The organism is Dokdonia sp., assembly GCF_039945015.1.
Taxonomy (GTDB): Bacteria; Bacteroidota; Bacteroidia; order Flavobacteriales; family Flavobacteriaceae; genus Dokdonia.
This window is the reverse complement of sequence record NZ_JBDUXP010000019.1, coordinates 70,585-85,288: the sequence shown is the minus strand read 5'-3', so window position 1 is coordinate 85,288 and position 14,704 is coordinate 70,585. Positions and strand designations below refer to the sequence as shown.

The 14,704-nt window shown below is 33.6% G+C and carries 12 protein-coding genes; 5 read left to right on the top strand and 7 right to left on the bottom strand.

Going from position 1 to position 14,704, the window contains the following annotated elements:
* The first annotated feature begins 19 nt into the window (after positions 1–19).
* The 4 genes from ABJD27_RS14770 to rlmB all read left to right on the top strand — a co-directional run bounded on the left by ABJD27_RS14770 (position 20) and on the right by rlmB (position 4,510).
* Positions 20–1,840, top strand: a complete 1,821-nt coding sequence (locus ABJD27_RS14770) for a SusD/RagB family nutrient-binding outer membrane lipoprotein (RefSeq protein WP_348167798.1) — start codon at positions 20–22, stop codon at positions 1,838–1,840.
* 26 nt (positions 1,841–1,866) lie between these two features.
* A complete protein-coding gene (locus ABJD27_RS14765; RefSeq protein ID WP_348167796.1) occupies positions 1,867–2,853 on the top strand; it encodes a hypothetical protein in 987 nt (328 codons plus the stop codon).
* A gap of 61 nt (positions 2,854–2,914) precedes the next feature.
* Entirely contained in the window at positions 2,915–3,688 is a 774-nt protein-coding gene (locus ABJD27_RS14760) for a DUF6503 family protein (protein ID WP_348167793.1), read from the top strand.
* A gap of 87 nt (positions 3,689–3,775) precedes the next feature.
* A complete protein-coding gene (gene rlmB, locus ABJD27_RS14755; protein WP_348167790.1) occupies positions 3,776–4,510 on the top strand; it encodes a 23S rRNA (guanosine(2251)-2'-O)-methyltransferase RlmB in 735 nt (244 codons plus the stop codon).
* Here the strand turns inward: rlmB and ABJD27_RS14750 are convergent, their stop codons facing one another.
* The gene (locus tag ABJD27_RS14750; protein ID WP_348167787.1) at positions 4,511–5,257 is read right to left on the bottom strand and encodes a rhomboid family intramembrane serine protease; all 747 of its coding nucleotides are present in this window, start codon (positions 5,255–5,257) and stop codon (positions 4,511–4,513) included.
* 86 nt (positions 5,258–5,343) lie between these two features.
* On the opposite strand from ABJD27_RS14750, the gene ABJD27_RS14745 reads away from it, so the two are divergent.
* The gene (locus ABJD27_RS14745; RefSeq protein ID WP_348167784.1) at positions 5,344–6,621 is read left to right on the top strand and encodes a replication-associated recombination protein A; all 1,278 of its coding nucleotides are present in this window, start codon (positions 5,344–5,346) and stop codon (positions 6,619–6,621) included.
* 1 nt (position 6,622) lies between these two features.
* On the opposite strand, the gene ABJD27_RS14740 is transcribed toward ABJD27_RS14745, so the two are convergent.
* The 6 genes from ABJD27_RS14740 to ABJD27_RS14715 are packed head-to-tail and all read right to left on the bottom strand — an operon-like array spanning position 6,623 to position 14,692.
* On the bottom strand, positions 6,623–9,982 hold the full coding sequence (locus tag ABJD27_RS14740; protein ID WP_348167781.1) for a VCBS repeat-containing protein: 3,360 nt from the start codon (positions 9,980–9,982) through the stop codon (positions 6,623–6,625).
* Positions 9,982–10,776: a hypothetical protein gene (locus ABJD27_RS14735; RefSeq protein WP_348167778.1), complete on the bottom strand. Its 795-nt coding sequence runs from the start codon at positions 10,774–10,776 to the stop codon at positions 9,982–9,984. The genes ABJD27_RS14740 and ABJD27_RS14735 overlap by 1 nt, the downstream gene beginning before the upstream one ends.
* Positions 10,777–10,779: 3 nt before the next feature.
* On the bottom strand, positions 10,780–12,135 hold the full coding sequence (locus ABJD27_RS14730) for a DUF5723 family protein (protein ID WP_348167776.1): 1,356 nt from the start codon (positions 12,133–12,135) through the stop codon (positions 10,780–10,782).
* A gap of 51 nt (positions 12,136–12,186) precedes the next feature.
* The gene (locus ABJD27_RS14725; protein ID WP_348167773.1) at positions 12,187–12,747 is read right to left on the bottom strand and encodes a hypothetical protein; all 561 of its coding nucleotides are present in this window, start codon (positions 12,745–12,747) and stop codon (positions 12,187–12,189) included.
* A gap of 48 nt (positions 12,748–12,795) precedes the next feature.
* Positions 12,796–13,482 (bottom strand): YjjG family noncanonical pyrimidine nucleotidase, encoded by a 687-nt coding sequence (locus tag ABJD27_RS14720; RefSeq protein ID WP_348167770.1) that lies wholly within the window; start codon positions 13,480–13,482, stop codon positions 12,796–12,798.
* Positions 13,475–14,692 carry a polysaccharide deacetylase family protein gene (locus tag ABJD27_RS14715; protein ID WP_348167767.1) on the bottom strand — a complete coding sequence of 406 codons (1,218 nt, stop codon included), beginning with the start codon at positions 14,690–14,692 and terminating at the stop codon, positions 13,475–13,477. The genes ABJD27_RS14720 and ABJD27_RS14715 overlap by 8 nt, the downstream gene beginning before the upstream one ends.
* Positions 14,693–14,704 lie beyond the last annotated feature (12 nt).

The window sequence follows — 14,704 nt, the reverse complement described above, 5'->3', positions numbered from 1 at the left end:
AAAAATTTAAAATACAATTATGAAAAAAATAGTTAAATATATAATGGCAATTGCAGTTGCAAGTTCCGCTATGTTTTACTCTTGTGAGACTATAGAACTTGAACTAGTAGACAATCCTAACGGATTAAGCGAAGACCAAGCCGATCCCAATTTATTATTGAATTCGGTACAACTTGGATACTTATCAAATATGAGTTATTTTAATGGTCGTGCTTCTTCATTAACTAGACTTAATGTATTCTTCAACAGAGATTACTTTGCTGGAGTTACACCAGTATCAGTTAATGCTGTATGGACAAGAACATACTCTACCACTGGTACTAGAGGTATGATTCCTAATACATTTGCTATAGAAGCTCTAAATACTGCTGCAGGAGATGGTTCTCTTAATTATGCAGAAGGAGTAGCAAAAACATTATTAGCACATAATATGATGCTTTTAGTAGACTACATTGGCGACGTTCCTTATGCTGAAGTAAATAATCCTGACGAGTTTCCTGCTCCAAATGTAGATTCTGGTGCTTCTGTATATGCAGCCGCGCTAGGACTTTTAGATGAAGCGGAAGCTTTATTAAATGGTATCCCTAGTGGAGATGACTTATTTGATATAGGTACTGGATCTGGATGGCTTAGCGTTATTAATACAATACGTATGAAAGCTGCTCTAACAACTGGAGATACAGCAACTTTTACATCTCTTGAGTCTGGTGGTAACTTTGTAGGAGGACCAACTGGTATTGCTGATTTTCGTTATCAATATATAACAAATGATGTAAATCCTGATGGACGTCATCCTGATTACATTAATGATTATACTCCATCTGGAGCAAACATTTATCAATCAAACTGGTTAATGAATCAAATGATGACTAATAACGATCCAAGAATACGTTATTATTTCTTTAGACAAACCGACTGTACACCTGGAGCATCTTGTAATCCTGCAGGAGATGGTCAAACATTATCTTGTTCATTACAAGCCCCACCTGTACATTATGTTAATGCTGGATTTGGTGATATCGCTTGTTTCCTAGAAAATGGATACTGGGGACGTAGTCATGGAAATGATGAAGGTACACCTCCAGATAACTTCTTTAGAACTGCATCTGGTGTTTATCCTGGTGGAGGATATGTAGATGGAGATAACTTTAGAAATGGTACTATTGAACTTAATAGTGATACTGGTTCTTTTGAATTTGTTTTAGATGCTCTTGATGATCAAGTTGGTCTTGGAGTAGCTGGAGAAGGAGCTGGTATAGAACCTTTTATATTAGGTTCTTTTGTTGACTTCATGCGTGCAGAAGTTGCACTTTCTAATGGAGCTACAGCTACAGCTGCAGATCATATCAGAAATGGATTAGACAAATCAATATCTTTAGTACAATCATTCCAGAGTTTAGATTCTAATTTCTCACCTGGAACATTATTAGATGGTACTGTATTTAATGCCGCTACTGGAGAAATTACAACATCAGAAGCAACAGGAGATTTATTTCCAACATCTGCAGACAACCAAACTTTTATTGACGGAATCGTAGCAGATTTTAATGCTGCTGCTCCTGGTGCAGATCAGTGGAATATTCTTGCTGAGCAATTATGGGTTACTCAATATGGTGCAGGAGCTGAAACTTATAACTTCTATAGAAGAACTGGGTTTCCAACTACCTTGCCTCCAAACTTAGAGCCAAATCCGGGTCCATTTGTAAGATCAATACCATATCCTGCAAACGAGGTTATTGCTAATCCAAATATTAGTCAAAAATCAAATCAATCAGTACAGGTATTTTGGGACACAAACCCTCCATCGGCTGTTTCTGGTGGTTTCCCAGCTTCAAACTAAATATAATTTAAAACAACAAAATAGATATGAAAAATTTATTTAAATATATCTTTATAGGAGCAATCTTTATTGGTTTTTCCGCCTGTGAAGAGGATGATGGAGATGAGAATATCACAGTACTAGTTCAAGATACTGTAGAAACTGGAGCTGTGCTACGTACGATTCAGATAATATCAAATGAACTTCCAATCGGATTAGATGCTGGTTTTTCTGTTCAAATTGAAGAGCAGGATGAATTAGGAGGAGATTTATTACAAAGTGTAGATGTATTTGCTACGTTTGCTGATAATTCACCTGATGACGGAGATACAACTGGAGCAAATTTTTCTGAGTTTTCTTTAGGAACTATTGATGCAACTGAATTTACAGATGATCAACCATTTGGTTTACCTCGCGTTACATTAAGCTATTCATCAGACGTATTAAACGCTGGAGCTGGTGTAACACCTGATCAACTTTTTGGAGGAGATACATATACTGTTCGTCTTTCATTAAATCTAACTGATGGCCGTGTATTTTCTGTAAATAATGCTGGAGGTATTATTACAGGAGGATTCTTTAATTCTCCATTCCAGTATGCAGTAACTGTTACTTGTCCTGTAGATGCTGCTTATGCTGTAGGAAACTACGCATTAGACGTAACAACTGGTGTATTCCCTGATTTTGGAGCTACACAAGATTTTACAGAAGCTACTTACTCAGTTACCGCTGGTACTGGTGATACAGAAAGAATTGTAAATGATGTTCCTTTCTTACCTGAATTTGGAGATTTTGTTGGACCTATTACTTTCAATTTAGTTTGTGGTCAAACAATCTTACCAAATCAAGCTCTAGGAGGAGGAGTAGGATGTGGTGGTGCTATTCAAGGTGATTCTATGGGAACTGACTTTGGTGCATACGATCCTGCAGATGATAGTGTATTCACTATTGGATTTATAATTACAGCTGGAGATAGCGGAAGTACTTGTCCAAGTGCTCCTTACTCATCTGTTCTTACTTTAACAAGACAATAAGAGTATTCTATAAATACATAAATATTAAAGGCTACCTAATTAGGTAGCCTTTTTTTTTCCTATGAAAACATCATACATTATAATTATACTTGTTTTATTGACTCTTAGCTGTAAACAAAAAAACAGCTCAACACCCAACGAACCTTTAGTAAATGAAACAACCTCTGTAGATTTATTCCAAAAAGCTATGGATGCTCATGGAGGGGAAGAATTGTTTAAAAAATCTCTAATCAACTTTAAAATTGATGAAACATCATTTAGTCTTCAATATGATGATAATGGTAGAGCAGACTTTAAACAAATACGTCAGAAAGATTCAGACACTCATTTACTGTCATACAAATACGGACTTATACAGTACCGTATTAATGATTCTTTGCAACCTGAAGAATCTTATTCTCAAAGAATGGCAGAAATTAGTTTATTTGGTCTCTTATACACGTTTTCTATTCCTTTTAACTTAACGACTAATGATGTTATTATTTCTAGACTACCCAATGTTACTATTCGCCAAAAAGAGTATTATACACTAGATATCCAGTTCACAAAAATCCCTGACTTACCAGAAGATCATTTCTTATTATACATAGATGTAGATTCTAATGAAATTAATTATGTAGCATTACAACATGATCTTAGTGGATCAAGAGCTCAATTTAGAAGAATGATTAATCCAAGGAGAACAGAGGGTATTTTATTTCAAGACTATATATTATTTCATGCAAAAGACACTATCACTACATTAGACAAATTATACAGTAAATATAACTTTGGTGATTTAAAGGTTGCTCGTACCATAAAATTTGACTCTATTAATGTCAAAAAAAGATTTTAGATTTTTATTAAAATAAAAATTAGAAACTATAATAAGAAATGGTTTCTTTGCATAAATTAATAAAATCAGTTTCTCAAACATTAATTCATGGAAAAAAATCTTCAAATATTTGGTACTAGAGCTATTATAGAGGCCATAGAAGCTGGAAAAGAAATTGATAAAGTGTACTTGCAAAGAGGGCTCACAAACAACCTTACGAGTGAGTTAAACACCTTAATAAAGAGAAATGGAATACAAACTTCATTTGTTCCTATAGAAAAGCTCAATAAACTTACTCAAAAAAATCATCAAGGAGCAGTAGCAACAATTTCTCCGATTACTTTTCATGATTTTGAAGAACTGGTAATCAAAACTATTGAATCTGGTCAAAATCCATTATTTTTATTATTGGATCAACTATCTGATGTTCGCAATTTTGGAGCTATTATACGTACTGCAGCTTGTACAGGTGTGCATGGTATAATTATTCCTAAAAAAGGAGGAGCTCCTATAAATGCAGATACTGTAAAGACTTCTGCTGGCGCAGCTTTTCAAGTTCCTATTGCAAAAGTAGATCATCTTAAAGATGCTATCTATTATTTACAAGGGTCTGGCGTTCAGGTTGTAGCTGCTACAGAAAAAACGAATACGACCATCTATACTGTTGATATTACAAAGCCAACGGCTATTGTAATGGGAAGTGAAGATAGAGGAGTTTCTGGAGGTATTTTAAAAATAAGTGATCATTTAGCTAGCCTACCAATGCAAGGAAATATCGCATCATTAAACGTCTCTGTGGCTTGTGGTGCATTATTATATGAAGTTGTAAGACAACGTTCATAATTATGTTTCAGGATCTTTTTTATCCTCTTTATAAATATAATTTACAACAGTCTCATCATCTGATTCTTCTATAACCTCTTCTTCTAATTCTATAAAATTTCCGTTTTCGTCAAACTGACGCATAAATGGGTCATCATTTTCATCATAATCTTCTTTCTCCCAAACATATTTTGGAGGTGTTTCAACGCTTTCGCGAAAGCAAAAACCTAACAATCCCCCAGATATAAAACCAGCTAAATGCCCTTCCCAAGAAATCTTCTCATCCATGGGCAATGTTCCCCATATTAAACTACCATATAAAAACACTACTAGCAAAGAAAGAGCAATAAGTCTATAATGTTTTGCCTGAATTCCTTTAAAAAACAAAAAAGAAACAAGTCCATAAATCACACCGCTCATACCTATATGATACGATGGGCGACCAATTAGCCAAGTTCCTATACCGCTTAAGATAAGTATCCAGAAAAGCACTTTCCAAGCAATTTTATGGTAGAAATAAAATAATGCAGTACTTAGCACAAATAAAGGAACTGTATTATGCCATAAATGCGATAGACTACCATGGATAAATGGAGAAAACAAAACACCTCTAAGTCCATACAGCGTTTTTGGTCTTACTCCATACGATGTGAAGTTTACACTAAAACGAACCTCGATCCAATACACAATCCAAATAAGTAGCACTAAACCTACAGGATATAGCACTACTCCATTATAAAATTGAAACGATTCACGTTTTGAACTCATACTATTATAAAAGCAAAGAACTAGCCAAATTCCATTTACAGTAATATTGTCATTCTTATCATCTTCAAAATACCTATTTTTATAATATGAATACACCTTTAGCAGAACGTTTACGTCCTAAAAAACTTGAAGACTATTTAAGTCAACAGCACTTAATAGGAGAGCAGGGATCTTTACGACAAGCACTTCTTGCTGGAGTGATACCTTCTCTTATACTTTGGGGACCACCAGGAATAGGCAAAACAACACTAGCAACTATTATTGCCAATGAGTCAAAACGTCCATTCTATACCCTAAGTGCTATTAACAGTGGTGTAAAAGACATAAGAGAAGTCATAGACAAAGCAAAGCAAAGCGGAGGTCTCTTTACACAAAAAAATCCAATTTTATTTATAGATGAGATCCATCGTTTTAGTAAATCACAGCAAGATTCTTTACTTGGAGCGGTAGAAAAGGGATGGGTAACTCTTATAGGAGCTACTACCGAAAATCCAAGTTTTGAAGTAATTCCTGCCCTTTTGTCGCGTTGTCAAGTATATATCCTTAATCCATTTGGGAAAGAAGATCTTGAAGCTTTATTAGCAAGAGCAATAGAAGAAGATAGTGTTATAAAAAATAAAAACATTGAACTCAAAGAGACAGAAGCTTTATTAAAACTAAGTGGTGGCGATGCTCGTAAACTTCTTAATATCTTTGAACTCATTGTAACTACAGAAATGACAGATCTAGTAATTATTACGAATGATCTTGTTATGTCAAAAATTCAAAAGAACACCGTACTCTATGATAAGACAGGGGAGCAACATTATGATATCATCTCTGCTTTTATAAAATCTATACGCGGTAGTGATCCAAATGCAGCTGTATATTGGCTTGCAAGAATGATAGAAGGAGGCGAAGATGTAAAGTTTATTGCTCGAAGACTTATTATTGCTGCCTCAGAGGATATTGGAAACGCAAACCCAACAGCCCTTGTTGTTGCTACAAATTGTTTCCAAGCAGTAAATACCATAGGATATCCAGAAGCTCGCATTATTTTAAGTCAATGTGTTACCTATCTAGCGAGTTCTGCAAAAAGTAATGCCTCTTATATGGCAATAAAAAAAGCACAGCAACTAGTTAAAGAAACAGGAGATCTTCCTATACCATTACATTTACGGAATGCTCCTACAAAATTAATGAAAGATTTAGGATATGGAGATGATTACAAATACGCTCATGATTATCCTGGAAACTTCATTTCTCAAGAATTCTTACCAGAAGAAATTACAAATACCAAACTATATGACCCTGGAACATCTACAAGAGAAAAAGCACTTAGAGATTTTCTCAAAATACGATGGAATGACAAATATGGATATTAAACTATTTTAAAGTAAATACTTGCATAGAAGCATCATTTACCCCTACTAGCATTATATCTTTGTTTAAACCTTTATGGTATACACTTAGTAGGCTCTTAGCATTCCCTTCTATATACAAACCAGATTGAGATGATGATACTGCAGTATAACCGTCTTTTTGATTTGATAGCAATACGACGCCATTACCAGCATCATACCTAGGTGTTTCTACTTCAGTTTCATATATATTTCCAACAACTACAACATCCTCATATCCATCTTTATTAACATCTTTGATTATCATACTCAATATAGGAGAAGATTGTGCTACAGTAGGCAATTCTGATACGCTAAAGGTTCCATCTCCATTATTAAATAATAATTTTGATGAAAACGTAGTTACTTCTTTTTGATAAGCTGTAGTCAGTTTATCTCCATATATATCTTGCATTGTAGCATTTGCAAAAGCATTATACGTTTCAAATTTTTCTGAGATAAAAGGCATTTGTTGTGTAGAGCATTCTTTTCCTCTTGCTGGCACATAATTACCATTATAATTATTACTTAACACGAGGTCAAATGTTCCATTATCATCAAAATCTGAAGCAAATACTTTAAAAGGTGTTTTTTGAGTAGCCTTATACTTTATATTATCTCCTATATTCCCTATAATATAATCAGGCAATCCATCCTTATTTACATCTGTTTCTGTGATTGTAAACCACCATCCTTTTTCTTTATTCAGTCCTATTTCCTTTGAGGCATCTGCAAACTTTCCATCTGTATTTTTAAACATCCCAATATGTGACCACTCTCCTACTGCTATAAAATCTTGATCACCATCACTATCAAAATCTGTAGCGATTACTTTATTTACAATACCAAAATCTAATAGTTCAGGTGCAACATCTTTGGTTACATCACTAAATGTTCCATTTTCATTTTTATAAATCAAAGAAGGAGCACTTACTGGAAAATGTTGTGGTTGTATACGATTCCCAATAATAACATCAGAATCTCCATCTCCATCATAATCAATGATTGTTATTGACTTACTATAAAAAAGATTTTCATCGTCGGATGCTTGTCCAAAAGATGTTTGACTAAAAACACCGTTTCCATTATTTTTATAATATCTATTTTGAAAAGCTTTAGAATTTTCTGAAAATTCATTTCCACCACTTACAACAATCAGATCAAGATCTCCATCTGCATCTGCATCAAAAAAGATAGATTCCATATCTTCTTGAATAGCGTCTGCTTCAATAGCAATTTGTTTCGATTTTTCAAACCCACTCTCTGTCTGAATAAACAATTGTCCAGCCTGACCAGATGCGCCACCTATATACACATCTTCTAACCCATCTCCATTAACATCTCCTTTTGCCATACTAGGCCCTAATGTAGATTGCTTATAAGGCAATAAGACTTCGTCTTCAAAATCGTTATACTGATTTTCTTTATGCACAAAATCAAGTCCGTAGTTTGAGTTCGCTTTCGCGAAAGCGTATACCCCCTTACCTGACTCTTCAAAAATTGGATTGCCTGTCATTGTTGCTTCTTCTTCTACAAATGCAATAGTTGAATTTACAGAAACATCTGTACGTTCTTCTCGTTTTCCAGAAAGCCACTGCACAATAACTTTATCTACAGTCTTTATATTACCTAATCCAAAATGCGCAATATTTTCTGTGGAAGATAAATATCCTTTGGTTCGCTTTGATTCATAGACTTGCCTTTTACCATTGTCATACACGACCGTAACCTTTGCAAAAGTTTCGGATGTAGTACCTTCTAATGCTATACGCACATAATTCCCTATTTCTTTTTCTATACTTGTGTTTTTAAATAGAAAAGCTTCATCATCTATATTATTTACGATAAGTTCTAGATCACCATCATTATCTAAATCGGCATAAGCACCTCCATTTGAGTATGAAGCTATAGCAAGTCCCCACTGATATCCTTTGTTTTTAAAATGTAGATTCCCATCATTATGAAACATAATATTACTCAACTTCTCAGTAGGCATTGCATCATATAATTTTTGTTTTACATCTAATGGAACATTACCATTAAACGCTTTTTGAGTATCTCGTACTTGTCCTTGGATATCATTATCTAATGCATATCTTCTATATCCATTGGTCACATATACATCTTTATGGCTATCATTATCTAGATCGGCAATAAGTCCTGCCCAACTCCAATCTGTTTTTGCCATTTTTGCTTGATGCACTGCATTATTAAAATGATCGTTCCCCATATTTAATTGTAATGAATTAAACATGTATTGATGTTGAAATCCGAAGTCATCTACTAGCATAGCAAAACGATCTTCATCCATACTAGCCATTAATGTTTTAGAACGGATATGATCACTAGCTGCCATGTCAAGCACAAAAATATCTTGAAGATTATCGTTATTAATATCGGCAATATCTACCCCCATACCAAAAAAAGAGACTTGTTTTGTATAGTCTTTTATACGATCAGAAAATGTTCCGTTTTTATTATTAATGTACATCACATCAGGGACATAATAATCATTGGTCACATAGATATCGAGCCACCCATCATTATTAATATCACTCACTGTAATTCCTAATCCAAAAGCGGGTCTAAGCAATCCTGCTTTTTTTGTTATCTTACTAAAAGAGTTTCCGTTATTTTGATATAATTGTACACTACTTTTTTCAAGATTTTTTTGAATTTTCATACTCGCAAAGAATCGTTGCGGATCTAATCCATAAAACTCATTTTCATTGGAAACAACGCAATCTAAATCTCCATCATTATCAAAATCAAAAAACACAGATTGAGTACTAATTCCTGTATCTGCGAGATTATATTGTTGTGCGCTTTCGCGAAAGCGGTTATTTTTTAAATTAATATATAGTAAATTTTTGCGTTCTTCTGATTGCTTAGGCCCTCCTTGGGATATATAAATATCCATCCATCCATCATTATTTACATCGGCAAAAGTGACTCCATTTGCCCAATGTTTTCCAGTATTAATTCCTGCTATTTCTGAAATATCTTCAAATTGGAGGTTTCCTTTATTTAAATATAATTTATTTTCAGCTTGATTTCCTGCAAAAAATAAATCTTGTAATCCATCATTATTAATATCGGCAACGCCAATACCAGCTCCATTATAAAAATAATCGAAGTCAAATAGGTTTTCTAAAGAGCCTACATTCTCTTTAAGAGTATTAGAAAATGTAATCCCGCTCTCAGAACTAGGGATTAATTCAAAAAGGTTTTGAGTTTTATCTACTTCCCTTTCTTTTTCTAAAGAAGTCTCTATCGTAGTTTTCTCTTTTTCTTGACCACAGCCTAGAAGAAAGAAGGCTAAACTTATGGTTAAAAAGTATTTCATTAGTTTTTAGAAAATATCATTTGTACAATTCCTATTCCTTTAACAACTCGGTCTACGACAAAAGTATTTGCTTCAAATTTTCCTTTCCCAGAAAACTGAGTGGTCAAAACTTCATACGTATTATTATCATTAATTATTGCAGTGCCTATCTTAGTCTCACCTTCATAAATAGTAATATTATCATCTTCTACAACAAGTCGATAAAATCCATCTGCACTTTGATATGAACCAAGAATAGATGTCACTTCTTGCACGACTACTGCAACCTCTTCTTTTACAGGTGTTTTTTCTTTAACAACCACATCCTCTTTTTCATCGATAACTGGAGTTGGAGTCACATCTTCTGTCGTGGTATCTTCTTGATTTTTTCCGCTATAAACATACTTTAATTCTTCAATAGAAAGAAAAGCTTTGCGTAATGCATCATGGTATGCTTTCTTAAAATCTTTTTCTTTACTTCTTCCTCTCTCAGAAATAAAAATCACTTCTCCATTACAATCTTTTAAAATTACTTTCAATTTTGCTGTAATAAAGTTTGACTCACTTTCTATATCTGCATATAAGGCATTACAATCTCCTATTTGAAAACCAGCAGGTTTCTGATCTCTTACTTTATAAGCTTCAAATCCATATTTATTAAACAAAAATTGTGTTAGAGAATTGAGCTGATATTCATCTATGTTTTTTGCAAAACTATATTGTTCAGGAACTATAACATATTCATAATCATGCACGTTTTGAGCAAAAGAAGAAAAATGCAGTAATAATATGGCTGCGATTACAAGTTGTTTCATTATTTATTTAGGGTCAAAAATTAACTGAAAACCAAACTGTATTGAGGCGCTTTGAGCCTTTGCTAGATTGGAATATTCTAATATATTATCTGTTGCAAGATAAACATTAAATTTATTAATTTTTGTCGAAACTAGCAGTCCTATATTTCTATTTGAAAAGGCATCATAGGTGTAGGTCATTTTTGTACGAAAAAACCGATTCCAAGTCCTATCTACGTATGCAGTAACAGCTCCTTGAACACCTCTAGGTCGTTTTATTCCATATAATTGAATTCCTACATTAGTAGCATATCTATCTACACCACTGTTTGTACAATCACAATCTCCATTAAGGTTTCTCCCAAATCCTCTATTTACAGAAGCATTTATTTTAGTAGGACGCCACGTTGTATAGCTGTTTGTTAACGAATCTTGATAAGGGATATTCTCTTCAAATTCATCTTGTAGATTTTGCCAGTAGTCGGTTAACTCTTCTCCATTTAAAACATCAGGAAATTCTAGTTCTATACCATCTGTTGTATAGTTACCAGACAATTTATAATTGCGTAAATCCTTTGTATGAAAGATAGCACCTACATCAATGATACTCGCAGTTGCTGTCCAATGACGATTAAAAGTATAGGTTCCTCCTATATCAAAACCTACCCCAACATTATTACTTACAATGGCTCTTCCCAAAGCTTTTCCAGGCCCTGCGTTATCATCAGTAAACGAACGTAATCCCGATGTATTTGCAGTTACAGATGCATCTTGAATTTGATGCTGTAAAAAATTAGGTCCATCTGGAGTTGTCCTGGTAATAAAAAAGCCTTCATTATCTGTACTATTGATATTTATAATACTCATATACAGTTTTGCCCTTGCTCCTACTCTAAGTTTTTTAGAAATCTCTTTATTTATTCCAAAGTGGTATACCGAGATCACCTCAGCTGCAACAGATACGTCCGAAAATTGAAAAGGTGTATCTAAGAAATTTGCATTCCCTTCATAGCCAAGAACAGCAATATCTTTAGGAAAATACGCTATCACATCTGTCTCTTGATAAAGTCCTGCAGAATAATAGTTATTGTTAAATTTATTTTTCCATCCAAAAGAAGCTATTTCAAGTTGTTGATTTACAACAAAAGCATCTTTATTATCTAAACGAAAAATAGCATCCCGTATTCTAGCATTGATATCTCCTCCTTCTTGAAAAATATCATAGGTACTAATTCCTGTTGATCCGGCACTTAAAGAAATTCCAGAAAGCAACGGTATTCCTATATGTTTTTCAAAAGATATGGCTGCGCCAGGATTGCTTAATAATGTTTGAGGTAAATCATCTACATTATAGAGCAATTGCTTATTCTGCGCATTCATATGCGTCACTAGACAGCTTATATATAATAAGAAAACTACTCGCATCGTAAATTATAGATCTGAAAATTCTAAAGCATAAGTTGCTTTACTCTGGAATATCAACTCGCCATTTATAGATGCTCCATTTGTAGTAAGAGTCACCTCATTTGCTATCTGACTAGAGTTACTAATTGCTTGAATATCTTCTAGACTTATCACTTCTGTAAATAGTGTTCTTTGTAATGTACCATCTGGAGAAGCAACGATTTCAAATTCGACTACATATTGTTCTACTCCTGCACTATTTATAAATGCCGCGCGATTCACAAGAGATTGCCCGAAACTATTATCTACTTGAAAATCTAATGTAATCTCTATCAAATTCTCTCTAATAAAGTCATCATTAAGAAATTCTAAGCGTGTAGTGTCTTGAACTGAAAGTTCAATTTCTGGCGTATCTACATTTTCAAAATCTGATGTATCTAAATTAAAAAAAATAAGGTCTGTTACTGCATTTGGTGAAATAACGACATCCTGCGTTTGATCAAAGTCAACGTCACTTACACAAGAAGTGTATGCCGTAAAAAATAAAGTGAGTATTAGTACTCCTAATAATTGAAAGGTATGTTTCATCGTTTGGGGGATGTATGTTCATAAAACGCCTATTCACTGAGTATATTGCTATAAATAATTTTGGATCTCCAGCAATTCATCTACAACAATCTGTTTATCAGGCATCTCTAAATTATGATAATTAAAACAAATCGTTTTCATATTCATTCTTTCTGCTCCAAGAATATCTGCTTCATAGGTATCACCTATCATCATACTTTCTTCGGCAGTGGCTTGTGCTGCTTGTAATGCTACCTTAAAAATACGAGGATTTGGCTTTTTAACTCCTGCCGCCTCGCTGGTAGTTATCGTATCAAAGTAAGATACAATCTTTGACTTTTTAAGTTTTGTCATTTGCACTTCTTCAAAACCATTTGTAATAATATGGAGTTTATATTTTCCTTTTAAGTATTCAAGAAGTTCTATTGTACCATCAAATAAAAAGTTATGATCGGGCAAATGTGTTATATAATCCTCTGAAAGTTTATCTATAATATCATCAGTCACAGAAATCTTAAGAGCATCAAATGTTTTCTTAAACCGTCCATAACGCAGTTGTGCTTTTGTAACTCTTTCTTCTCTATACCATTTCCAGTACTGAAAATTAATTGGAAAATAAGTTTCTAAAAAAACGTGTAAATCAATATCAATCGTATTTTTCTCAAGTATTTTGGCAAATGCCAATTCTGAATTACGATCAAAATCCCAAAGGGTATGATCAAGATCAAAAAAAATGTTTGTTATCTCTTTATTCATCCGTTGTAATTAATGTTCTAAATATTTTTTTACTGTATATATTTATAAAATCTGCATTAGAAAAAGCGACCATAAATAACCCATTGACTTCTTTTACCGTATTGCGTATTGCTTCAAAACTCACTCGATTTATAGTTTGATTATTTGAGTTTATAATTGCGTTTACATGAATACAAAAAGGATATAATAATAAAGGGGTTTGTATTTCATAATCTAAATCATAAAACAAAAATGGCGTACACGTACTTGCTCTAAAACCTGGTGTATCTGGATATCCCATAGTGTAATCTTCTGTCACCTCCTGATCTAACAGATCGCGATAACTATAAGGTAATGTAATCCTATAGTCTGAAATCCTAGCTTGTTTGAGAGGTCTATTGGTAATTTGTTCTATTCGTTTTTTTTCTTCTTTAAGAACTGTAATAGATTGCGATGCACTTTTGGAAACAAATAAACCTACACAAGAATAGTCGCCTACCATTTTTATTAATGATTGAAAACTACGTTTACTATACTTGATATTTTTACTTTCTTCTGTATAATCTCCTAATTCAAAAAACAGTTTAAATCTAGTTGTCGCTTGCTTTTGGACATTAACTAACCAACTAAAAACATCATAAGGGTCTTTACGTAATCCAAGCAACACCTGTGTCCGATTAAAAGTTTGTTTTAAACGAAAGTTTATAAAATCGCGCCCATATCCTCCAAGAGTACGTAAAAAGCCTATTTTTCTATATGCAAATGCCTGAGGCACATCTATAATTACTCCTATTTTAAATGTTGCAATTTTTTGCAGACTATCTGGATAAGCCTGTAATAGCATTTCTTTAAACCGAAGCATCCAGATATCTACAACTGGTCGATGTATAAATTTATGTTTATAAGCTATACTTTCATTTGCAGGAAAACGTCCTAGTACATCCTTTACATGGGGTAAATATTCTTCATAACGACTTAGTAAATAAAAGGTCGCCCCAAAGATATCATACGGCAAAGCTGCATCTATATTTTTGGATGCAAAAAAACAAGGCACTCCTTCCCAGTCCTGTACTTGAATATCTACATCCATGATACCTTGTTCAAAGAGTAGATCTACAGCATTTATATGCATTTCATCCCCCAATTGCTTATGTGTATAAGACAGTTTTGGACCATCATGCGCTACAAAATCTTCTACTTTACTAGTAAAAGACACAGATATTCCTAACATACGTTTACATAT

Coding starts and splice junctions, on each gene's coding strand:
- ABJD27_RS14770 (WP_348167798.1), top strand. CDS start 20: ATGAAAAAAATAGTTAAATATATAATGGCAATTGCAGTTGCAAGTTCC.
- ABJD27_RS14720 (WP_348167770.1), bottom strand. CDS start 13,482: ATGAATAAAGAGATAACAAACATTTTTTTTGATCTTGATCATACCCTT.
- rlmB (WP_348167790.1), top strand. CDS start 3,776: ATGGAAAAAAATCTTCAAATATTTGGTACTAGAGCTATTATAGAGGCC.
- ABJD27_RS14765 (WP_348167796.1), top strand. CDS start 1,867: ATGAAAAATTTATTTAAATATATCTTTATAGGAGCAATCTTTATTGGT.
- ABJD27_RS14745 (WP_348167784.1), top strand. CDS start 5,344: ATGAATACACCTTTAGCAGAACGTTTACGTCCTAAAAAACTTGAAGAC.
- ABJD27_RS14725 (WP_348167773.1), bottom strand. CDS start 12,747: ATGAAACATACCTTTCAATTATTAGGAGTACTAATACTCACTTTATTT.
- ABJD27_RS14760 (WP_348167793.1), top strand. CDS start 2,915: ATGAAAACATCATACATTATAATTATACTTGTTTTATTGACTCTTAGC.
- ABJD27_RS14735 (WP_348167778.1), bottom strand. CDS start 10,776: ATGAAACAACTTGTAATCGCAGCCATATTATTACTGCATTTTTCTTCT.
- ABJD27_RS14715 (WP_348167767.1), bottom strand. CDS start 14,692: ATGTTAGGAATATCTGTGTCTTTTACTAGTAAAGTAGAAGATTTTGTA.
- ABJD27_RS14730 (WP_348167776.1), bottom strand. CDS start 12,135: ATGAATGCGCAGAATAAGCAATTGCTCTATAATGTAGATGATTTACCT.
- ABJD27_RS14740 (WP_348167781.1), bottom strand. CDS start 9,982: ATGAAATACTTTTTAACCATAAGTTTAGCCTTCTTTCTTCTAGGCTGT.
- ABJD27_RS14750 (WP_348167787.1), bottom strand. CDS start 5,257: ATGAGTTCAAAACGTGAATCGTTTCAATTTTATAATGGAGTAGTGCTA.